This is a genomic window from Streptomyces sp. NBC_00582, assembly GCF_036345155.1.
GTDB lineage: Bacteria > Actinomycetota > Actinomycetes > Streptomycetales > Streptomycetaceae > Streptomyces.
In genome coordinates this window covers 5,712,895-5,733,073 of sequence record NZ_CP107772.1, presented here as the reverse complement: position 1 = coordinate 5,733,073, position 20,179 = coordinate 5,712,895, and the positions used below count along the sequence as shown (strand labels likewise).

The 20,179-nt window shown below is 72.5% G+C and carries 19 protein-coding genes; 7 read left to right on the top strand and 12 right to left on the bottom strand.

The features are described 5' to 3' along the window. Nucleotides 1-9: 9 nt before the first annotated feature. The 6 genes from OG852_RS25615 to OG852_RS25590 all read right to left on the bottom strand — a co-directional run bounded on the left by OG852_RS25615 (nt 10) and on the right by OG852_RS25590 (nt 6,598). A complete protein-coding gene (locus OG852_RS25615) occupies nt 10-1,653 on the bottom strand; it encodes a hypothetical protein (RefSeq protein ID WP_330349055.1) in 1,644 nt (547 codons plus the stop codon). A 17-nt stretch (nt 1,654-1,670) separates the two neighbouring features. Then, the gene (locus OG852_RS25610) at nt 1,671-2,159 is read right to left on the bottom strand and encodes a hypothetical protein (RefSeq protein ID WP_330349054.1); all 489 of its coding nucleotides are present in this window, start codon (nt 2,157-2,159) and stop codon (nt 1,671-1,673) included. A 156-nt stretch (nt 2,160-2,315) separates the two neighbouring features. Then, on the bottom strand, nt 2,316-4,100 hold the full coding sequence (locus tag OG852_RS25605) for an ABC transporter ATP-binding protein (RefSeq protein WP_330351493.1): 1,785 nt from the start codon (nt 4,098-4,100) through the stop codon (nt 2,316-2,318). 86 nt (nt 4,101-4,186) lie between these two features. Then, a complete protein-coding gene (locus OG852_RS25600; RefSeq protein ID WP_330349053.1) occupies nt 4,187-4,315 on the bottom strand; it encodes a hypothetical protein in 129 nt (42 codons plus the stop codon). A gap of 80 nt (nt 4,316-4,395) precedes the next feature. After that, nucleotides 4,396-4,530 (bottom strand): hypothetical protein, encoded by a 135-nt coding sequence (locus tag OG852_RS25595; RefSeq protein ID WP_330349052.1) that lies wholly within the window; start codon nt 4,528-4,530, stop codon nt 4,396-4,398. A 265-nt stretch (nt 4,531-4,795) separates the two neighbouring features. Further along, nucleotides 4,796-6,598 (bottom strand): bifunctional metallophosphatase/5'-nucleotidase, encoded by a 1,803-nt coding sequence (locus OG852_RS25590; RefSeq protein WP_330349051.1) that lies wholly within the window; start codon nt 6,596-6,598, stop codon nt 4,796-4,798. A gap of 156 nt (nt 6,599-6,754) precedes the next feature. Between OG852_RS25590 and mshD the strand changes: the two genes are divergently transcribed. Together mshD and OG852_RS25580 are read left to right on the top strand one after the other, a co-directional pair. Beyond that, nucleotides 6,755-7,681 carry a mycothiol synthase gene (gene mshD, locus OG852_RS25585; RefSeq protein ID WP_330349050.1) on the top strand — a complete coding sequence of 309 codons (927 nt, stop codon included), beginning with the start codon at nt 6,755-6,757 and terminating at the stop codon, nt 7,679-7,681. A gap of 32 nt (nt 7,682-7,713) precedes the next feature. Beyond that, the gene (locus OG852_RS25580; protein ID WP_133911887.1) at nt 7,714-8,079 is read left to right on the top strand and encodes a nuclear transport factor 2 family protein; all 366 of its coding nucleotides are present in this window, start codon (nt 7,714-7,716) and stop codon (nt 8,077-8,079) included. On the opposite strand, the gene OG852_RS25575 is transcribed toward OG852_RS25580, so the two are convergent. From OG852_RS25575 to OG852_RS25550, 6 genes are all read right to left on the bottom strand, one after another. Further along, the gene (locus OG852_RS25575) at nt 8,027-8,770 is read right to left on the bottom strand and encodes an ABC transporter (protein ID WP_330349049.1); all 744 of its coding nucleotides are present in this window, start codon (nt 8,768-8,770) and stop codon (nt 8,027-8,029) included. The genes OG852_RS25580 and OG852_RS25575 overlap by 53 nt on opposite strands. Beyond that, nucleotides 8,758-10,347 (bottom strand): ABC transporter permease, encoded by a 1,590-nt coding sequence (locus OG852_RS25570; RefSeq protein ID WP_330349048.1) that lies wholly within the window; start codon nt 10,345-10,347, stop codon nt 8,758-8,760. Before OG852_RS25570 ends, OG852_RS25575 begins: the two co-directional genes overlap by 13 nt. Next, nucleotides 10,344-11,225 carry an ABC transporter ATP-binding protein gene (locus OG852_RS25565; RefSeq protein WP_330349047.1) on the bottom strand — a complete coding sequence of 294 codons (882 nt, stop codon included), beginning with the start codon at nt 11,223-11,225 and terminating at the stop codon, nt 10,344-10,346. Before OG852_RS25565 ends, OG852_RS25570 begins: the two co-directional genes overlap by 4 nt. Before the next feature lie 157 nt (nt 11,226-11,382). Continuing rightward, nucleotides 11,383-12,228 carry a zf-HC2 domain-containing protein gene (locus OG852_RS25560; protein WP_133911885.1) on the bottom strand — a complete coding sequence of 282 codons (846 nt, stop codon included), beginning with the start codon at nt 12,226-12,228 and terminating at the stop codon, nt 11,383-11,385. A gap of 17 nt (nt 12,229-12,245) precedes the next feature. After that, nucleotides 12,246-12,545 (bottom strand): hypothetical protein, encoded by a 300-nt coding sequence (locus OG852_RS25555; protein ID WP_133911884.1) that lies wholly within the window; start codon nt 12,543-12,545, stop codon nt 12,246-12,248. Continuing rightward, nucleotides 12,542-13,084, bottom strand: a complete 543-nt coding sequence (locus OG852_RS25550; RefSeq protein WP_133911883.1) for an RNA polymerase sigma factor — start codon at nt 13,082-13,084, stop codon at nt 12,542-12,544. The genes OG852_RS25555 and OG852_RS25550 overlap by 4 nt, the downstream gene beginning before the upstream one ends. Before the next feature lie 411 nt (nt 13,085-13,495). Between OG852_RS25550 and OG852_RS25545 the strand changes: the two genes are divergently transcribed. The 5 genes from OG852_RS25545 (at nt 13,496) to pstS (ending at nt 20,179) form a co-directional block, all read left to right on the top strand. Next, entirely contained in the window at nt 13,496-14,506 is a 1,011-nt protein-coding gene (locus OG852_RS25545; protein ID WP_330349046.1) for a hypothetical protein, read from the top strand. 180 nt (nt 14,507-14,686) lie between these two features. After that, nucleotides 14,687-17,047, top strand: a complete 2,361-nt coding sequence (locus OG852_RS25540) for an RNA degradosome polyphosphate kinase (protein WP_443064562.1) — start codon at nt 14,687-14,689, stop codon at nt 17,045-17,047. Next, nucleotides 17,028-18,212: a CHAD domain-containing protein gene (locus tag OG852_RS25535; RefSeq protein WP_330349045.1), complete on the top strand. Its 1,185-nt coding sequence runs from the start codon at nt 17,028-17,030 to the stop codon at nt 18,210-18,212. Before OG852_RS25540 ends, OG852_RS25535 begins: the two co-directional genes overlap by 20 nt. A 174-nt stretch (nt 18,213-18,386) precedes the next feature. Further along, nucleotides 18,387-18,821 (top strand): NUDIX hydrolase, encoded by a 435-nt coding sequence (locus OG852_RS25530; RefSeq protein ID WP_133911879.1) that lies wholly within the window; start codon nt 18,387-18,389, stop codon nt 18,819-18,821. A 224-nt stretch (nt 18,822-19,045) separates the two neighbouring features. Further along, nucleotides 19,046-20,179, top strand: coding sequence for a phosphate ABC transporter substrate-binding protein PstS (gene pstS, locus OG852_RS25525; protein WP_330349044.1), 1,134 nt, complete (start codon nt 19,046-19,048; stop codon nt 20,177-20,179).

The window sequence follows — 20,179 nt, the reverse complement described above, 5'->3', positions numbered from 1 at the left end:
CGCTCCCTCTCACTCCGTGTGCTCCGTCGTCGCGGGGATGCGGGCCGGCGTCCAGCCCATGGCGTCGTGCAACCGGTGGTCCAGACTCCACACTCCCCAGGTGGTCTTGAGGTCACAGGCCCGGTCGCCCCGGCCGACCTGGAAGAGATCGGGCAGGCCGGGACAGCCCCGGTACGGCGTGACCCCGCGCCCGAGCGCCTCGCGCAGAGCGGCGTCCGTCACCCCGCCGAGCAGTGCGTGCGCCCGTACGACGAGGACGTAGTCGTAGACGGAGACGAACCGTTCGGGGGTGCGGACCCACCGCTTCAGGCTCTCGGCCGTGATCCACTGCGGTACGGCGTCGCGGGCGCCCGAGTCCGCGAAGCCCACGGCGACGGTGGCGGCCGCGACCACGCCCTGCGACGTGTCCGTGGCCCAGCGGTGGACTGCCGGGAGGCGGCTTCGCACGCCCGCGTCGTGACAGTTGAGCCGGGTGCGGTGCCACAGGGTCGCGTTGTGCTCGGTCACGGTGGCGGGCAGCACGGCCGGGTCGGCACAGAGCCGTCGCGCCTCTTCGCCCGCGGGGTCGCCGCCCGCCGCCACGGCGCGCAGGGCGGCACGGGCCAGCCGTTCGGCAGGCTCCTGACTCGCCCGGCCGGACCTCTCGTCACGGTCGAGTGCCGCGAGGAGCCGCTGATCCTTTCGCGGTCGGCCCGCGAGCGTCCGCAGACGTTCCACGAAGAGGGAGGCGTCGGGATTGCCCAGGTAGGCGGCGGGGTCGCGGACGGTCCCGTCCTCGAGCCGTGCTCCCTCCAGCCGCCGGACCACCGGCGCGAACACAGCGTCCTCCGCCCCTGCGGCCCTCAGCACATGGACCACGTAGTACAGGTGTTCGTACGGCAGGGTCGCCGCGCCGTCCCTCAGGACCGCTTCCCAGATCCCGCGGTCGAGCAAGGGGCGACGGCCCGCCGCCTCCTGGACCAGGACGTGGTAGTAGGTGTCGGCCAGCCGCTGCGCGCGGGTCTCGGGGGTCAGGGTCGCCCAGTCGTCCGTTCGGGGCGGGGCGGTCGTGGTGAGCGCGGTGGGCACGGGTGAGCCCAGCAACCGCAGGGCGCCGGCCAGCGCGGCACTCTGGTCGAGCGGTCGGGGCGTGCGGGCGAGTGACCGCAGCCAGCGGACGGTCGAGGACCGGTCCGCGCGCGAGGGCGCGGCCTCCGGGCCGAGGGCGTCGAGGACCTCGACGGCGGCCCAGGTCGCGCCCAGCAGGGCCGCGTCCCCGTCCCGGCCGAGCGCGGTGTCGACGTACCAGCCGCCCTTGGCCCTCAGCTTCCCTACGGCTTGCGCATCGCCCGCGCCGAGCGCTTCCCCGGCGCCCGCCCGCAGCAGTGGGACCAGCCATGCGCGGCCCCACAGCGGAGAGGAGGCGAGCGCCTCCCGGCGCAGCTCCGCGACCCGCTGTGCGGACACCCGCATCCTGGGCTCCCGCCCCAGGTCGCTCAGCGTCCGCAGGGCGTAGAACTGCTGCTCGGGGGCGGCCGGCTGCTCGCGCAGAAAGGGGGGATAGTGATAGCCGTTGGCGCTGCTGACCAGCAGATCGAGCTGCCGGGCGACCGTGGACCGCGGCGCCCCGGGCTCGGCGGGGGGAACGCACGAGCCCAGCAGGGCCGCGGACACGACCGCCCCGGCACAGCTCAAGAGGCGCCCGCGTAGGCGCACTTCTCGCTGACCTTGATCGCGCCGGTCACCTGGGCGGTGCCGCAACTGCGGGTCGAGACGTACATCGTGGTCTTGCTGGGGCGCACCTGCCCCCAGGTGTCGGCGATGCTCGCGTTGGTGTTCTTCCAGCGCACCTCGGCCAGCGCCTTGCTGATCACCGTCAGCGTGGCCCCGGGGTTCTGGGAGATCTGGAGGGAGCCTCCGACGCCGTGCGCCTCCAACTCGGCACGGTTCTGGATCCACTGCGCCTTCCTGGGGTTCAGGCCGGACATCGTCGTGGACGCCCGCCAGTCACAGGCGTTCACGTAGACGGCGCAGTGCCAGGCGTTGATCGCGATCTTGTTGCCGCCCGGCAGGCCCACGGTGGTGGCGGCCGAGGTCGCGTGGGTCGGCGTCGCCGAGAGGACGAGGGCCAGTGCGGCCAGGACGGTGGCCGATCCGTGCTTGGTCGGGAACGCGCTCATGCGGGTCGTCTCCTGTGGGGCCGAGTGGGCCCCCTTCATACAGGGCGACAATCCCGTCGCACACCGTCCCCATCACTACGAAGAGTGATCAAACCCTGAATATGCCCCCGTCAGGGGAGACTCCTGGACGGGGGCTGACGCAAACCGGTTCGACGGTCAGAGGCGCAGGACCAACGTGTCCTCCGCCAGGTGGGGGGCGGTGGTGGGGGATGTCGGCCAGGGTTCGGTGAGGTGGGCGTAGGCGGGGCAGTGGGTGATCAGGTCGTTGTGGGGGCCGGTGGCCAGGAGGCGGCCGTGGTCGATCAGGAGGATGCGGTCGGCTTCGGGGGCGAGGCTGAGGTCGTGGGTGATCATGATCGTCGTACGGCCGGACATCAGGCGGCGCAGGGGCTGGACGATCTGGCGGGCGGCCACCGAGTCGAGGCCGGCGGTGGGTTCGTCGAGGACGAGGACCGGGGCCGCGCGGAGCATGGCGCGGGCGATGGCGATGCGTTGCAGCTGGCCGCCGGAGAGGGCTGCCGTGCCGGGGGCGAGGGGGGTGGCATAGCCCTCGGGGAGGGCGGTGATGAAGGCGTGGGCCGCCGCCGCCCGGGCCGCGTCCTCGATCTCCCGGTCCGTCGCGCCGGGGCGGCCGCACTCGATGTTCTCGCGGATCGTGCCGTTGAGGACGAGGGTCTGCTGGGGGAGCAGGGCCACGTTCTCGCGGAGGAACTCCAGGGGTACGTCGGTGAGGGGGACGCCGTCCAGGGTGATCACGCCCGCGTCGGGGTCGTAGAAGCGGGTGAGGAGCTTGGCGAGGGTGGACTTGCCGGCTCCGCTCGCGCCCGTGACCAGGATCAGTTCTCCGGGGGAGGCGGTGAAGGTCATGTCCGTCAGGGAGGGGCGAGGGGTGTCGGGGTAGGTGAAGCCGACGCCGTGGAAGGCGATGTGGCCGTGGACGGGCCAGGTGGGGACGGGGGCGGCCGGGTCCTCGACGGCGGGGCGCGCGTCCAGGATCTCGGCGATGCGGTCCGCGCCGGCGGTCGCCGCGGTCACCGTCAGGCCGAGTCGGCCGAGGCTGCGGACCGGCGGATAGAGGTAGCCGATGAACGCGGCGAAGGCGAGGAGGGTGCCGAGGGTCATCCGGCCCGCCGAGATCTCCCAGACGCCCAGGCCGATCACCGCGAGGACGCAGAGGGTCTCGACTACCTCGACGAACTGCTCGTACATCTCGCTCAGCCGCGCCCCGCGCACGCTCGCCCGCATCCAGGCGCGGGCCTCGCGGTCCAGGCGTCGCTCCTCGTCGGCGCGGCGGTTGTACGCCTGGGTCAGGACGACGTTGCCGAGGGACTCCTCCACCACCGAGGTGATCGCGCCGTCGGCGACCCGTTCGTCCCGCGAGGCCTGCTTGATCCGGCCGGAGAAGCGGCGGGCGGCCAGGAGGAAGAGGGGGGCGAGGAGGAAGGTGGCGAGGGCCAGGTCCCAGCGCATGTACAGGGCGGCGGCCGAGTAGAAGAGCGCCGAGAAGGCGGCGGAGACCGTGCCCACCACGCCGGACACCACGAGTTGTTCGATCGCCTCCACGTCTCCGGTCAGGCGTTCGACCAGGTCGCCCTGGCGGTGCCTCTGGAAGAAGTGCGGGGGCAGGCCCTGGACATGGGCGAAGGTGCGGGCGCGCAGGCGCAGCACGAAGCGTTCGGCGGTCCAGGTCGCCAGTGAGTTGCCCAGGTAGCCGACGAGGGCGCCGAGGGCGGCCACGCCCAGCCAGGCGCCGGCCGGTTCCCAGAACGCGGAGAGCGAGCCCTCCTTCAGGGCGTTGTCGGTGAGCTGGGCGAACAGCAGGATGGAGGCGGTCTCGGCGAGCGCGGAGACCACCACGCAGGCCACGATCGCCAGCATCCACCTGCGGTCGCCGCGGGTCAGCGGCCAGAAGCGGCGGAAGGCCTCACGGGCTTCCCTCAACATCGACGGCTCTCCTTCCGTGCGGGTTCGGTGCATGCCCGAGGCGGGGCCACCACCCGGGGGTGGCCCCGCCTCGTGGCGACCCGTCAGCCCTGGTGCGCGACCGGGCGGCGCTTCGGCGCGGGCTGGGCGGCGGCCTTCTTCTTGGCGGCGGGCTTGCAGTCCTTCTTCTCGGTCTTCTTCTTGGCGACCGGGGCGATCTTGTGGAAGCTCATGGGAATTACCTCTCTTATTGCCAGGCGGGTATTAGGTGGTTTTTATTTGTCGCAGATTTGCAACAGTTCCGGGTGCGGTGTCAGTCCTTATGGGACACCGGGCGGCGCCTCGGAGTCACCTGCTTCACGGCCTTCTTCTTGGCGGCGGGCTTCGGAGCCGGGGCCGGAGCGGCCTTGCGGGTCTTCTTGACCGGGGCGATCTTGTGGAAGCTCATGACGTTCTCCGTTCACAGTGTTCGCGCTCTTCGCTTTCGCGTCGTTCGCTTTCGACATGGAAAACACTACGGGACGCCGGGCGGAGAAAAAGCCAATTCCGCTGAGACCTCGATGAATTGCGGCTGAGACAAGTTTTCAGATGGAATCGGGAACCACCCGGGGACTTACACAGGTTTTAAAACAAGAGTTACGCCACAGGTCCTCACACACGACGAGGCCGCCGCGTCGGTGACGCGGCGGCCTCGTCGAACGAGAAGGCTCGGGTTACTGCACGATCGTGATCCGGTTCGCCACCGGCGGGGTGATCGGGCCGGTGGCGGAGGAGTTGGCGGTCAGGTACTGCTCGAGGGCGGTGAGGTCGTCCGTGCCGACGAGGTCGTTCGTGCCCTGGCCGAGGGTGGTGAAGCCGTCGCCGCCGCCCGCCAGGAAGCTGTTGGTGGCGATGCGGTAGGTGGCCGACGGGTCGACGGCCGCGCCGTTCAGCTTGATGGAGTCGGTGACGACCCGGTCGGCGCCGCTCTTCGTCAGATCCAGGGTGTACGTCAGGTTCGCCGACGGCTGGAGGATCTTCGGCGCGCTCGCGTTGCTGCCGCTGACCTGCTCCTTGAGGACCTGGATGAGCTGGGCGCCGGTGAAGTCCTGCAGATTCACGGTGTTGGAGAACGGCTGGACCGTGAAGCCCTCGGCGTACGTCACCACGCCGTCGCCCTCGCTGCCCTTGGCCGCGTAGGTGAGACCGGCCCGGACACCGCCCGGGTTCATCAGCGCGAGGTCGGTCTCGGCGTCGAGGCTCTTGCCGTACGCGAGCTGCGCGTCCGCGATCAGGTCGCCCATCGGGGACTCGGTGCCCGTGTTCGGCACGTCGGCCGAGATGTAGCCGATGGCACGGTTGCCGATGGGCGCCGCGAGGGTGTTCCACTTGCCGATCAGCTCGGTCATGTCCGGCGCCTTGGCGACGGTCCGGGTGACCACGTGGTTCGCCGACTTCACGGACGTCCGCGCGATGTCGCCGGTGAACCGGTCGTACGTCAGCGTGGTGTCCGTGTAGAGACGGCCGAAGGACGCGGCCGAGGTGACCATGCGCGGGTTGCCCGCCGGGTCCGGGATCGTGCAGACGTACGCGGCGTGCGTGTGGCCCGTGACCAGCGCGTCCACCGACGGGGAGATGTTCTTCGCGATGTCCACGATCGGGCCGGAGATCCCGTCACCGGCGCCCGGGGAGTCGCAGTTGTAGTTGTACGCGCCCGACGCCGGCTGTCCGCCCTCGTGGATCAGCGCCACGATCGACTTCACGCCCTGGCGCTGCAGCACCTTGGCGTACTTGTTGATCGTCTCGACCTCGTCCTTGAACTTCAGGCCCTTGACGCCCTCGGCGGAGACGACGCCCGGCGTGTCCTCCAGGGTCACCCCGATGAAGCCGATCTTGACGTCCTTCTTCTTCCACACCCAGTACGGCGCGAGGATCGGCTTGCCGGTCTTCTCGCTCAGCACGTTGGCCGCCAGGTACGGGAAGTCGGCGCCCTTGAACTTCTTGTCCGTGTAGCAGCCGGCCGTCGGGTGACAGCCGCCGTACTGGAGCCGGGCCAGTTCCTTCGCGCCCTCGTCGAACTCGTGGTTGCCGACGGAGGTGACGTCCAGGTCCAGCTTGTTGAGCGCCTCGATGGTGGGCTCGTCGTGGAACAGGCCCGAGATCAGCGGGGACGCGCCGACCATGTCACCGCCGGCCGCGGTGATCGAGTAGGCGTTGCCCTTGCGGGCCTCCCGCAGATGCGTGGCGAGGTACTCGACACCGCCCGCGTCGATCGTCTTCGTCGTGCCGTCCGCCTGCAGTTCCGTCACACGGCCGGACGAGCCCGACGGCGGTTCCAGGTTGCCGTGCAGGTCGTTGAAGGACAGCAACTGCACGTCCTGGTAGCGGCTCGGCAGCGGCTTGCCGTGGTGCGCGTCGTGGGCGTCCGCCGGGAGAGCGGCGGCCAGCGCGCCCGTGGTGGCGAGCGTGGCGGCGGCCGCGAGCATCCGGTACGTACGACGTCTGCGACTGGGGTCCGGCTGGGATGTGGCTGGCATGCGCCCCCCTGTGAATCGGCTGAGGTAGGTGGCCCGTCCGGCGCAGCCTAGAGTCAACGCGCGTAGCGCGACAGGGGGTTACGGGTTACATCCTGGTTTCCCTTTGCCCTCCCCTTTGCCCCCACTTTGCGGCGCCCTCCCCTTACCCTCGTACGCATGACCAGCGACGACATCGCACGGCCCCACGGCTCCCGATCCATCGAGACCCTCACCGAGCTCTCCCCCGAACAGACCGATGCCGTCCTCGACCTGCTCGCGGAGGCCGCCCGCGCGGACGGCCAGCAGGCGGTGTCCGAGCAGGGCCGGCTTCAGCTGCGGGGAGGTCCCCGCGAAGGCGTCTCCCATCTGGTCCTCACCGTCGGCGGCGAACTCGTCGGCTACGCCCAGTTGGAGGACACCGACCCGATCGAGGCGCCGGCCGCCGAACTGGTCGTCCACCCCTCCCACCGCGGCCATGGACACGGCCGCGCCCTCGGTGCCGCCCTGCTCGCCGCCTCCGGCAAGCGGCTGCGGGTCTGGGCCCACGGCGGGCATTCCGCCGCCCGCCATCTCGCCCAGGTCCTCGGGCTGACCCTCTTCCGCGAACTGCGCCAGATGCGCAGGCCGTTGACCGACCTGGCGCTGCCCGACCCGGTGCTGCCCGAGGGGGTCATCGTCCGCACCTTCGAGCCCGGCCGGGACGACGCCGCCTGGCTCGCCGTCAACTCCGCGTCCTTCGCGCACCACCCCGAGCAGGGCTCCCTCGTCCAGCGCGACCTCGACGACCGCAAGGCACAGGCCTGGTTCGACCCCGCCGGCTTCTTCCTCGCCTTCCGCGGCGAGGAACTCATCGGCTTCCACTGGACCAAGGTCCACGCGGAGGAACAGCTCGGTGAGGTGTACGTCCTCGGCGTCGCCCCGGGCGCCCAGGGCGGCGGCCTCGGCAAGTCCCTCACCACGATCGGCCTGCGGCATCTCGCGGCGCAGGGGCTGCCCACGGCCATGCTGTACGTCGACGCCGACAACAAGGCGGCGGTGGCGGTCTACGAGGGGTTGGGGTTCGCCACGCACGAGACGGACCTCATGTACCGGACGGAGACGTGAGGCGCCGTCACCGGGCTGCCTAAGGTGCTCGCATGATGGACGATCAAGAACAGGCCGTGCAGGCCGCCGTCGACGGCGAGTTGAGGCTGCTCGAGCCCGAGGTGCGGGCCTCCACCGAGCGGGTGCTGGAGCTGCTGGACCCGGAGTTCAGGGAGATCGGCGCCTCCGGGCGCTGGTGGGACGTGGAGACGATCCTCACCGTGACCGGTGGCGGCGGCATCTCCGCCACCTCGCCGGTCGAGGTCAGTGACATGACCGGGACCGTCCTCGCCCCCGGCCTCGTCCACCTCACCTACTTCTCCGACCACGAGGGCCGCCGGGTGTGGCGGAGCTCCCTGTGGCGTCTCACCGCGACGGGCTGGCGGCTCTACTTCCACCAGGGAACCCTGGCCGCCTGAACCCCCGCCCCGGCCCGAGCGGCTCCGGCGTCCACCACGCGCCCACCGCCAGCGTCACCCCGAGCACCGCCGCCCATCGCAGCTGCGTCGGCTCCCACCAGGGGTCGCCCGGAGTGGCCAGCAGCCCCCAGCGGTTGGGGGTCAGGACCGCCACCACGGCGGCCGTGAGCAGGCATGTCGCCGTGCTCCGGCCCACCTCGGGGGAGTCCGTGAAGCGGACGGCGGCCGTGGCGAGCGCGAGGGCCGCCGCGATCATGGCCGCCGCTTGCAGGGTGACCGGGAGGAGCGGGGGGCGGGTCGGGGACGGTATCAGGAGCAGGGCCGTCGTCCACCAGAGGACGGTCAGGGGGATCACCATCGCCAGCCGGAGGACCGTGCGGGCCGGGCGGGCCATCGGGGTGGTCGCGCTGGTGTTGCGGGCCGGGTCGTCCAGGAGGAACGCCAGGCCCAGGGCGCCGGCGAATGCCGTGAGACGCAGGACGAACAGGCCCAGTTCGGTGTCCGGGGCGTGGTCCGGGAGCCGGGTGCTCGCCGCGAGCAGCAGGCCCACCGCGCCGGCGGCCGTCAGCGCCCGCCGGGGCAGGGTGCGCCACACCGGTACGACCAGCGAGCGGAGCTGGGCCGCTCTGACGCTCCTCGTTCCCGCTGTTTCGGTGGCTTCCACCGCCGGTGTCTCCTCTACTCGTCGCACTGCTCCGCCTCCTTCGGCACGGGAACCCCCAGCAGCTTCGCGGCCTCCGCCGTCGTCGTCCGGGCCGAGGTGAGCTCCGCCCAGTGGGCCTTCACCCGGGCCGTGATCTCGGCCCTGGGTCGGTCGAGGAGTTCCCGGACGACCGTGCTCTGGTCGGCCGTCACATTCAGGGGGTTCGTGGGGGCCAGAACCGTCCCGCCGCCCTCGGTGCTGTCGTCCACCCGCAGGTCCTGGAAGGTGGCCGACGGATCGCGGTCGGCCCCGAGGGCCAGCCACATGACCGTCACCGGTCGGGCGTCGCACATCTCCCGCTCGACCGCCGCCTCCTCCGAGCCCATCACCAGGACCGTGGCCACACCGACCGCGAACTCGGGGACGCGGTTACCGCCCCAGCGGGTGCCGACGGTGACCTGGTGGGCGGCGCTCAAGGGCACGAGGTAGGAGTCGGTCTCGACACCCGAGCCGGTGTCGACGCGCTGGCGGACGGTCAGCGAGGCCTTCGCCGCCGCACCGCCCGCCAGGGCCTGCACGCGGCCCACGACCTCGGCCCATCCGGGCCGTACGCCGTTCCACTCGGGGAAGGAGCAGTACGTCGAGCCGTCGCGCTCGACGCAGGACTGGACCTTCTCCGGCGTCTCGGTCGCCGTTCTGCGAGCTGCCGCCAGCTCCGCCGAGTCGTACGGCAGTTGTCCGATCGCGCCGGCCACGGTGGTGGCGAGGGCGAGCGCGGTCGCCGTCTTGACGGCCCGGGTCCGCCCACCGGCGCGCAGCAGTGCCGCACAGATCACGATCCCGCACAGGCCCAGCAGGTACACGGCGTGCGCGGTGGCGGGGCGGCCGAGGAGGTCGGAGGGGACGGGATCGCCGCCGATGTTGGCGTACATGACCGGCGAGAGCCAGCTCGGCCACTCGCCCTCGGTGCCGGAGGCGACCATGAAAAAGACCAGGTAGTAGGCGATCACGAACAGTATGGGCGCGAAGGGGGTGGGCACGACGCGGGCCAGCAGGACGCCCGTGGCTCCGGCCAGCAGGACCGTCAGCGGGGCGACGGCCAGCTCCCCGACCGAGCCATGGCCGATCGCGCCGGGCTTCAGCGCCTCCCAGGTGTACGCGCCGACGGCCACGAGCCCAGTGAGCGCCGCGAACGGGACCACCGAGAGCACATGGGCGAGCGTGCGCCGCCAGGGCTCCACGGGGAGCACGTCGAACTGCTGGACCGTGGAGTGCTTCCGCGAGCGCAGCGCGGCCGCGTTGGTGCAGACGAGGACGGAGATCGCGAACAGCAGCGGCGCGGACTGGGTGCCCCGGTCGACGGTGTTGAGGACGGGGTAGGCGTCCATGCCGTCCCGGGGGATCAGGCCCACGACGACCAGACCCAGGTAGAGCAGGAAGAAGAACACGATCTGGATCTGGAACAGCAGCTCGCGGACCTCGAAGCGGGCCAGGGCGAGGACCGCGCGCAGACGGTTGCCCTCGCCCGGCTGTCCGGAGTCGGTGGCGGGCGGCTCGTCGAGCGGGATGGCCGCAGGGCCGGTCGGGGTCTCCGGGGGAGCCGGGGTGGCCGGGGGGCGGCTCATGCCGTCACCTCCGCGCTCTCGCCGTCCAGGGCGAGGAGATAGCCGTCCTCCAGGGTGGGTTCGAGCAGGTCGGCTCCGGCGGGCGGGTCGCCGATGTTGCGGAAGGTGCCCAGGCCGGTGCGCCAGCCCGCCAGCGCGCCGGGATGGCGTTCCGTGCTGCTCCAGACCCGGCCCTGCGCGCGGGACGTCAGCTCGGCGGGGGTGCCCTCGAAGCGGACGCGGCCCCGGGCCAGGACGATGACGCGGTGGCAGAGCATCGCCACGTCCTCCGTCTGATGCGTGGACAGCAGGACCGTGCGCCCCTCGCCCGCCTGGGCGATCAGTTCCCGGAAGCGCATGCGCTGCTCGGGGTCCAGGCCGACGGTCGGCTCGTCCAGGACGAGGAAACCGGGGTCGCCGACCAGCGCGGCGGCGAGGGCGACGCGCTGCCGCATCCCGCCGGAGAGCCGCTTGAGGCGCTTGCCGCGCACCTCCGAGAGGTCGACGGCGTCCAGGACGCGGCGCACCTCGCGGTGGCGGGCTCCTCGGTCGGTCAGCTCCTTGAGGATCGCCACGTAGTCGACGAACTCGAAGGCGGTGAAGTCCGGGTGGAAGCCGGGGGTCTGGGGGAGGTAGCCGAGATCGCGGCGCAGGGCGAGCCGGCCGGCGGCGGTGCGGGGGTCATGGCCGAGGGCGGTGAACCGGCCCTCGTCGGCCGGTACGGCCGTGGCCAGCACCCGCAGCAGCGTCGTCTTTCCGGCGCCGTTGGGACCGAGCAGCCCGGTGACACCGCGCGTCAGCCGCAGGGAGACGCCGTCGAGGGCACGGGTGCCGCCGAAACGCAGCGCCAGCCCGTCGGCCCGCAGAGTGCTGGGCTCGGTCAGGGGGTCGATCGTCACGCGGGGCTCCTGAGAGTGCGGTGGGAAGGCGGGGCGGGGGGCGAGGGACGGGGCGGTGTCGGGCCGCGCCTGCCGTCCGGGTGGGGCGAATGAAGGCGCCTGCCGCCTGGAAGGAGGGAGAGAAGGGGCTGCGGAGGAGCGGGGTCCTCCCGGCGGGTCATGCCGTGCCTCCGTCCGCGAAGCCGGCCAGCGGACGGGCGTCGAAGCGGTCCCGGGTCCGGTAGAGCAGCAGGGCGGCGAGGACCGTCACCCCGGCCGCGGCGGACTGGCCGACGGCGGTGAAGGGGGCGAGGGTGCTGGTGGGGCTCTGCGCCTGGGCGTGCGCCACGAGCAGCAGGGTCAGCCAGGCGCCGCCGACCAGGGCGGGCGCGAGGACCGGGCCCAGCCGGGCGGAGAGCGCGAGGCCCGTGGTGGTCAGGGCGAGCGCGGGCAGCAGCCAGGCCAGCGCCATCAGCCCGTACCCCGGCAGGGCGAGCGTCGCCAGGCCGTTGAGGGCGAGGCCCGCGGTGAGGACCGCGACCGTGCGGATCATCAGCAGGCGGAAGCCGTGCAGCGGGGCGACGACGGCCATCTCGTACGTCGGGTCGAGGGCGGGGCCGTAGGACAGGGCGACGCCGGCCAGCGGGAGCAGCGGCGCGAGGGCGAGGAACAGCGCGGGCACATCCGCGACCCGCACCGCCAGGACCGTCATGACCAGCAGGAACAGCACCGACAGCAGCCAGGAGCGGCGCAGGACCGGGGTGGCCGTCAGCAGCCGCGCGGTGTGGTCGGCCACGCCGATGCGCACCAGCAGCCGCTCGGTCGGGCTCGGCCGGGGCGCGTCCAGTTCGGCGTCCAGCCGCTCCCAGGCGGCGTCCAGCGCCACCGGGTCGGCAGCGGCCGCGAGCCGGGCCCTGCACTCGGCGCACCGGGTGAGGTGCGTGTCGGCGGACCACAGCAGGGGCGGCGCCAGCTCGCCGAGGGCGTAGGCGCGCAGATCCTCCTCCGCCACATGCCACGTCATGCCTGTGCCTCCCTCGCTCATGCCTGTGCCTCCCTCGGCTGGTGCTCTTCGATGCCCACGCCCGGGTGGGCGTCGGCAGCAGCGGCGTACGAGCCGTCGCTGCCCACGCCCGGATGGGTGTCGGCAGCAGCGGCGTACGAGCCGTCGGCCGCTGCCGCGTGCGTGCCCGGCTGCTCGGCGCGGTGCCATCGCGCACGGTCTCCCGCGCGGGCGGCGGCCTCCGTCTGCGCGTAGCGGCGCGGGGCCGCACAGCCGGTGCGGCCGGTACGCCGCCGGGGTGCGCGGCCGACGCGCGACCCGTCCACGATCCGCCTCATGCCAGCGCCTCCCGCAGTTGCTTGCGGGCGCGCAGGGCCCGCGTCTTGACCGTGCCGGGCGGGATGCCGAGCAGGACCGCGGCCTCCCTGGTGGTGAGCCCGTCGATGACGGTGGCCTGCAGGACGGCCCGCAACTCCGGCGAGAGGCGGGTGAGGGCCCCGGCGAGATCGCCGTGCTCCACCCCCGCGAGCACGCGCTCCTCCGCCGAGACCTCGTCGCGGTGGCGCAGGCGCGACAGGGCCTGGCGCAACCGGCCGCGGGCGCCGTCGCCGCGCAGGGCGTCGACCAGCCGGCGGGCGGCGATGCGCCACAGCCAGCCCGCCACGTCGCCCTCCTCGCGGTAGTGGGCGCTGCCCCGCCACACCGCGAGGAACGTCTCCTGTACGACGTCGTCGACTATCCCGGCGTCGGCGCAGCGGCCGCGCATCCGCGCGGTCAGCCACGGCGCGTACCGCCGGTACAGCTCCTCGAAGGCGTGACGGTCCGCGTCCGCCGCGATGGCCCGCAGCAGATCCCCGTCGCTTCTCGTTTCGCTCACAACCCCTCATCGGTCCGGCCCCGCCGATCGGTTCACGATCCGGCCCACAAATTTTCCGGGAGCCGGTCGGTCCCCGGCACCGCGTGGCCCTGGCGTGACCCCGCCCCCGCATACCCGGGCCGCCCGGGCGCCACGCCCCGCCCCTCTCTCCCCCTCCCCCCACACACCCGGCCCGCCCCGGCGCCCCGCCCCCGCCCCTCTCTCCCCCTCCCCCCACACACCCGGCCCGCCCCGGCGCCCCACCCCAGCCGCTCTCTCCCCGTCCCCACGCACACCCGGCTCACCCGGCCCGCCCCGGCGCCCCACCCCCGCCCATCTCTCCCCCTCCCCACACACACCGGGCCCGCCCGGCTCACCCCGGCGCCCCGCCCCCGCCGATCTCTCCCCGTCCCCCGCCCAGGAGGCCGCCGTATGACCGTCGTAGTCCACCCGAGGCCCAGCGCCCCGCAGGCCTCCGCCGAGGCCTCGGGCCATGGCGTCTCCTGGGGCACCGTCCGCACGGTCCTGCGGCTTCACCGCACCGCGCTCGTCGTCTGGACGCTCGTCGTCGTGGGCGCGGGCGGCTGCCTGGTGTGGCTGGGCACGGTCGCCGCCGGCGACGAGCGCGCGGCGCTGGAGGCCTGCGGCGGCGCGGGCCGGCGCCTGTGCGGCATGACGATCACCGGAGGCAGGGGCTTCGAGAACGGCATGAGCCTGATCGGCCTGTTCCTCAGGTACTCCTTCCTCGCCGTGGCCGCCTTCGCCGGCGGCGCGCTGATCGGCCGCGAGCTGGAGAACGGCACCGCGCACCTCGCGTGGACGCAGGGCGTCACGCCCCTGCGCTGGCTCACCGCCAAGCTCGGCGTCCCCGCGCTGGTGCTGACCACGAGCACCGGCGGCCTGGTCCTGCTGTACAGCTGGATCTGGGCCGACAACCAGGATCTGCTGTCCTACCAGTGGATGGGCGACGCCTACCCCGGCCGCGGTCCGGGGGCCGTCGCGTACGTCCTCTGCGCGCTCGCGGTCGGCGCGCTCAGCGCGTTCCTGCTCCGCCGCACGCTGCCCGCCCTCGCCGCCGCCGTCGGCGTGACCTGGGCGCTCGGCTTCGCGCTGGCGCAGTTCCGCGAGGATCTGTGGCCCACCGTGACCAGCACCTCGAAGACGATCGGCGGCCCCTCCATCCCCGACGGCGCGTGGCAGGTGGAGAACGGCGCGCTGGTCCACGGCCGGCCCGTCGCGAACTTCGCGTACTGGCGGTGCGACAGCGGGGCCGCCGAGACGCGGCGCTGCCTCGACGACCTGGGCGTCACCGGCTACTACGCCTCCTACCACCCCGAGTCCCATTACTGGCCGATCCACCTGGTCGAGACCGGGATCCTCCTCGCCGTCACCGCCCTCGCCACCGCCGCCGTCCACTGGCTGCTGCGCCGCCGCACGGCCTGAGCCACCCCGAGCCCGGGGGTGCGTACGTCCCTCCGCGGGGGAGACGGCCGTACGCACCCCCGCCCCCCGGCACCGCCCGCGGCCCCCGCGCCGGCACCGACCCCCGCGAGCCGCTCCCCGATATCCCGCACGCCATGTCTCCGTAACCACCGGTTCAGACGACCTTGCGACGCTCGGTGAATGAAGCCCGCCGTACCCGAGGCCTCGCCGCCCTCCGAGGGGAACGACCCCGACGGGCAGCCCGCCCTGCTCCCGCCGGCACGTTCTGACGCGCCCGTATCGCTGCTGGCGCGGAAGAATGGGTACATGAGCCAGTCACACGCCCCTCAGGCCGATGTCCAGCACGCGCAGCCCTCCGTGGGCTCCATAGCCGCGCACCGCCCGCACACCGTCGCGGCCGCGGTCTCCGATCTGGAACCCGACATCGACGCCGACCTCGACGCGTACGAGGAAGCGCAGGCCGACGGGGTCCAGCTCCCGCAGGGCCGCTTCCTCGACCGGGAGCGCAGCTGGCTCGCGTTCAACGAGCGGGTGCTCGAACTCGCCGAGGACCCGAACACACCGCTGCTCGAACGGGCGAACTTCCTCGCCATCTTCGCCAGCAACCTGGACGAGTTCTTCATGGTCCGGGTGGCCGGATTGAAGCGCCGTATCGCGACGGGCGTGGCGACCCGCTCCGCGTCCGGGCTGCAGCCGCGCGAGGTGCTGGAGATGATCTGGGCCCGCTCGCGCGAGCTCATGGCCCGGCACGCCGCGACCTACCACGAGGACGTCGCCCCCGCGCTCGCGGAGGAGGGCATCCACCTGGTCCGCTGGAACGAGCTGACCGAGAAGGAGCAGGCGCGCCTGTTCACGCTCTTCCGGCACCAGATCTTCCCGGTCCTCACCCCGCTGGCCGTCGACCCCGCGCACCCGTTCCCGTACATCTCGGGTCTCTCCCTGAACCTCGCGGTCGTCGTACGCAACCCCGTGAGCGGTCACGACCACTTCGCGCGCGTCAAGGTGCCGCCGCTGCTGTCCCGCTTCCTGGAGGCCTCCCCGGGCCGGTTCGTCCCCATCGAGGACGTCATCGGCGCCCATCTGGAGGAGCTGTTCCCGGGCATGGAGGTGCTGGAGCACCACGCGTTCCGGCTCACCCGCAACGAGGACCTGGAGGTCGAGGAGGACGACGCCGAGAACCTGCTCCAGGCCCTGGAGAAGGAGCTCATGCGGCGCCGGTTCGGCCCGCCGGTGCGCCTGGAGGTCGAGGAGTCCATCGACCGCAAGGTGCTCGACCTGCTGGTGCGCGAGCTGAAGATCTCCGAGGCGGAGGTCTACCCGCTGCCCGGCCCGCTCGACCTCACCGGTCTCTTCCGCATCCACGGCCTCGACCGGCCGGAGCTGAAGTACAAGAAGTTCATCGCCGGCACGCACCGTGACCTCGCCGAGGTGGAGTCCGCCTCCCCCCCTGACATCTTCGGCGCGCTGCGCAGCCGCGACGTGCTGCTGCACCACCCGTACGACAGCTTCTCCACCTCCGTGCAGGCGTTCCTGGAGCAGGCGGCGGCCGACCCGGACGTCCTCGCGATCAAGCAGACCCTGTACCGGACCTCCGGCGACTCCCCGATAGTGGACGCGCTGATCGACGCGGCCGAGTCCGGCAAGCAGGTCCTCGTCCTGGTCGAAATCAAGGCCCGCTTCGACGAGCACGCCAACATCAAGTGGGCGCGCAAGCTGGAGGAGGCCGGCTGCCATGTCGTCTACGGCCTCGTCGGCCTGAAGACGCACTGCAAGCTGTCCCTGGTGGTCCGTCAGGAGGGCGAGACGCTACGGCGTTACAGCCACGTGGGCACCGGCAACTACCACCCGAAGACGGCCCGGCTCTACGAGGACCTCGGGCTGCTCACTGCGGACCCGCAGGTCGGCGCTGACCTCTCGGACCTGTTCAACCGGCTCTCCGGCTACTCGCGCCGCGAGACCTACCGCCGTCTCCTCGTCGCACCCAAGTCGCTGCGCGACGGCCTGATCTCCCGGGTGGAGAAGGAGATCCAGCACCACCGCGCGGGGCGTCCGGCGTACGTCCGCATCAAGGTCAACTCGATCGTCGACGAGGCCCTGGTCGACTCCCTGTACCGGGCCAGCCAGGCGGGCGTGCCCGTCGACGTGTGGGTGCGCGGCATCTGCGCGGTGCGCCCGGGCGTGCCCGGCCTGTCGGAGAACGTCAAGGTCCGCTCGATCCTCGGCCGCTTCCTGGAGCACTCCCGGGTCTTCGCCTTCGGCAACGGCGGCGAGCCCGAGGTGTGGATCGGCAGCGCCGACATGATGCACCGCAACCTCGACCGCCGTATCGAGGCCATGGTCAGGGTCGTGGACCCGGCCCACCGGGCGGCCCTGAACCGGCTGCTGGAGACCGGCATGTCCGACTCCACCGCGTCCTGGCACCTCGGTCCGGACGGCGAGTGGACCCGGCACGCGACCGACCCGGACGGCCAACCCCTGCGCAACGTCCAGGAGATGCTCATAGACGCCCGGAGGCGCCGGCGTGGCACAGCAACACCATGACCTGACGGACCCCGCCGCCCGGCCCGTCCCCGGTTCTGTCCCCGGTCCTGTGACCGGGGACGCCCTGGCGGGCTATCTGCGGGCCCAGGCCACGGACTTCCTGCGCGCGCTGCGGCTGCACCGGGAGACGGGAGGCGGTACGGCGGCGGGTGCGGCGTCGGCCGCCGGACCCGCGTCCCCCGGTGCGGCGGGCGGCGTCCAGGCCGCCGTCGACGCGGCGCGCTCCCTGCGCCGCACGGCCCGCCGCATCAGTGGCAGCCTGCACACCTTCCGCCCGCTCCTCGACCCCGAGTGGTCGGAGAAGATCCGCCCGGAACTGGCCTGGCTCTCCGGCACGCTCGCCCTTGAACACGCGTACGAGGCCCGTCTGGAGCGCCTGCTGCTCGCCCTGCACCGCCTGTCGGGGTCGACGCCGGTCCCGTCCCAGACAGCGGGCACCCCGGACACCGGCGCGGCCGCGGGCGGTCGCGCCGCCGGGGCGGCATCCGTCCCGCAGCGAGCGGCGGCCGCCACCCGCACCACCCTCGCGGCCCCCGACCGCGGCAACCTCACGGTCGGCGCCGCCAAGGCAGGCGCCCTCCTCGACCGCCAGCTCACCCTCGCCCGCACCCGCGCCCACAGCACCGCCCTCCAGGCCCTCGGCTCCTCCCGCTTCCACGCGGTCGCCGACCAGGTCGCCGTGCTGGCCAGCGAGGTCCCGCTCACCCCCGCCGCCACCGCCACCGACCTGCGCCCCCTGGCCGCCGCCGCCGAGGAACGCCTCGCGGACGCCGTCGCCGCCCTCCCCCTCCTCACCGCGGGCAGCCCCTACAACGCGGAGGCCCTGATCCACGGCCTCTCCCCGGACCCGGCCCCACACCCCCAGGACGCCCCCTGGCACCAGGTCCGTCTGCTGCTGCGGCTGCACCGGTACGGCTGCGAGGTCCTGCACGGCGCCGGGGCCCCCTTGGACGTGCGGCTGATCACCGCGGGCCAGGCCCTCGACCGGCACCGGGACGCGTCGGAGGCGGCGGGCGCCGCGGCCCAGGCGGCCCGTACGCCCCGGATCGCGCCGGCCACCGCGTACGCGCTCGGTGTGCTGCACGCCGACCAGCGGCATGAGGTGGAGGCGGCGCGGTACGCGTTCCAGCACTGCTGGCAGAAGCAGAGCGTGGGGACGCCGTAGCGACGGTGCCGAGGTGCGCGCCGCGGACATCGTGTCGTAGAACAGCAGAGGTCGGCACGTCACGGACACCTCGCCGTAAGGCGCGGGACAGCAGCCCGTAAACAGGAGGACAGGCGGCCGGGAAGACATCGGGCCAGGACCACGGAACGTCGGAAAGCCAGGCGGTGAGGACCAGTGAGTTCCCCGAACCGGACCCCCTCGCAGACCCCCGTACAGGCCGCGGGCTGCGTCCTGTGGCGCCGCGCGCGGAGTGGCGGTGAACTGGAGGTGTGCCTCGTCCACCGACCGAAGTACGACGACTGGTCACACCCGAAGGGCAAGCTCAAGCGGGGGGAGGACCCGCTGGCCGGTGCCCTGCGCGAGGTCGAGGAGGAGACGGGGTACAGGGCCGCGCCCGGTGCGGCGCTCCCGACCGTCAGCTACCACGCGAACGGGCGGCCCAAGGAGGTCCGGTACTGGGCGGCGGAGGCCGTGTCCGGCGGTTTCAGCCCGAACGACGAGGTAGACCGCCTCCTGTGGCTGCCCCCGACGACGGCCCGCACCCGTCTCACCCAGCCCCGCGACCGCGACCTCGTCGACGCCCTCCTGAACACCATGCGCCTCGCCTGACCCGGGACCCCGCCGTGTCCTCAACGTAAGCGTTCCGTGACCTAACCGGGCCTTCCCCATGGGTTCACCCGCCGTTCACTCGTGCCCGTAGGCGCCTTCACCTCATCTGCCTAATTTCGGCCTTACCCGGTGCGGTGCGCGGTTCGACGACCTCGTCCGTGCCACCCATGACTTTCGCACGCCGCCGAATTCAGGACGGCGGCTACTGGAAGGATCTCCCTCAAGTGAAGCTTCAGCGCATGAACCGGCGGGCCCTCACCCTCGGTGCTCTCGCCGTCTCCGGCGCCCTGGCCCTCACGGCGTGCGGTTCCGACGACACGGGCTCCAGCGGCAACAGCAGCAGCAGCTCGTCCGCGACCGCCGCCGCCGGCTCGATCAAGTGTGACGACGCCAAGGGCCAGCTCCTGGCCGACGGCTCCTCCGCACAGAAGAACGCGATCGACGCCTGGGTGAAGAACTTCACGCAGGCCTGCTCCGGTGTCCAGGTGAACTACAAGGGCTCCGGCTCGGGCGCCGGCGTCACCGCGTTCACCCAGGGCCAGGTCGCCTTCGCGGGTTCGGACTCCGCGCTGAAGCCCGAAGAGGTCACCGCCTCCAAGTCGGTCTGCTCCGGCGGCCAGGGCATCGACCTCCCGATGGTCGCCGGCCCGATCGCCGTCGCGTACAACGTCTCCGGCGTGGACAACCTGGTGCTCGACGCGTCCACGATCGCCAAGATCTTCGACGGCAGGATCACCAACTGGAACGACGCCGCGATCAAGAAGCTGAACCCCAGCGCGAAGCTTCCCGACCTGAAGATCCAGCCGTACCACCGCTCCGACGAGTCGGGCACGACGGACAACTTCACCAAGTACCTGATCGCCGCCGCCCCGAGCGACTGGAAGTACTCCGGTGGCAAGGCCTGGCAGGCCAAGGGCGGCCAGTCCGCCGCCGGTTCCTCCGGTGTCGCCCAGGGTGTGAAGCAGACCAACGGCGCGATCGGCTACATGGAGCTGTCGTACGCCAAGGACGGCCTCGGTGTCGTCTCGATCGACACCGGCGCCTCCGCCCCGGTCGCGGCGTCCTCCGACGGTGCCACCAAGGCCGTCGCGGCCGCCAAGGTCGTCGGCACCGGCAGCGACCTGTCGCTCCAGCTCGACTACACCACCAAGGCCGACGGCGCCTACCCGATCACCCTGGTGACGTACGAGATCGTCTGCGACAAGGGCAACAAGGCCGCCACCCTGCCCGCCACCAAGGCGTTCCTGACCTACATCGCCTCCACCGAGGGCCAGGGCATCCTCTCGGGCATCGACTACGCGCCGATCCCCGACGCGATCATCTCCAAGGTCCGTACCACGATCGACGGCCTGAGCTGA

Excerpts from the sequence above, each read along its gene's own strand:
- OG852_RS25580 (WP_133911887.1), top strand. The coding sequence starts at position 7,714 with ATGATGGACGATCAAGAACAGGCCGTGCAGGCCGCCGTCGACGGCGAG.
- mshD (WP_330349050.1), top strand. The coding sequence starts at position 6,755 with ATGACCAGCGACGACATCGCACGGCCCCACGGCTCCCGATCCATCGAG.
- OG852_RS25540 (WP_443064562.1), top strand. The coding sequence starts at position 14,687 with ATGAAGCCCGCCGTACCCGAGGCCTCGCCGCCCTCCGAGGGGAACGAC.
- OG852_RS25555 (WP_133911884.1), bottom strand. The coding sequence starts at position 12,545 with ATGAGGCGGATCGTGGACGGGTCGCGCGTCGGCCGCGCACCCCGGCGG.
- OG852_RS25545 (WP_330349046.1), top strand. The coding sequence starts at position 13,496 with ATGACCGTCGTAGTCCACCCGAGGCCCAGCGCCCCGCAGGCCTCCGCC.
- OG852_RS25560 (WP_133911885.1), bottom strand. The coding sequence starts at position 12,228 with ATGACGTGGCATGTGGCGGAGGAGGATCTGCGCGCCTACGCCCTCGGC.
- OG852_RS25595 (WP_330349052.1), bottom strand. The coding sequence starts at position 4,530 with ATGAGCTTCCACAAGATCGCCCCGGTCAAGAAGACCCGCAAGGCCGCT.
- OG852_RS25610 (WP_330349054.1), bottom strand. The coding sequence starts at position 2,159 with ATGAGCGCGTTCCCGACCAAGCACGGATCGGCCACCGTCCTGGCCGCA.
- OG852_RS25600 (WP_330349053.1), bottom strand. The coding sequence starts at position 4,315 with ATGAGCTTCCACAAGATCGCCCCGGTCGCCAAGAAGAAGACCGAGAAG.
- OG852_RS25590 (WP_330349051.1), bottom strand. The coding sequence starts at position 6,598 with ATGCCAGCCACATCCCAGCCGGACCCCAGTCGCAGACGTCGTACGTAC.
- OG852_RS25570 (WP_330349048.1), bottom strand. The coding sequence starts at position 10,347 with ATGAGCCGCCCCCCGGCCACCCCGGCTCCCCCGGAGACCCCGACCGGC.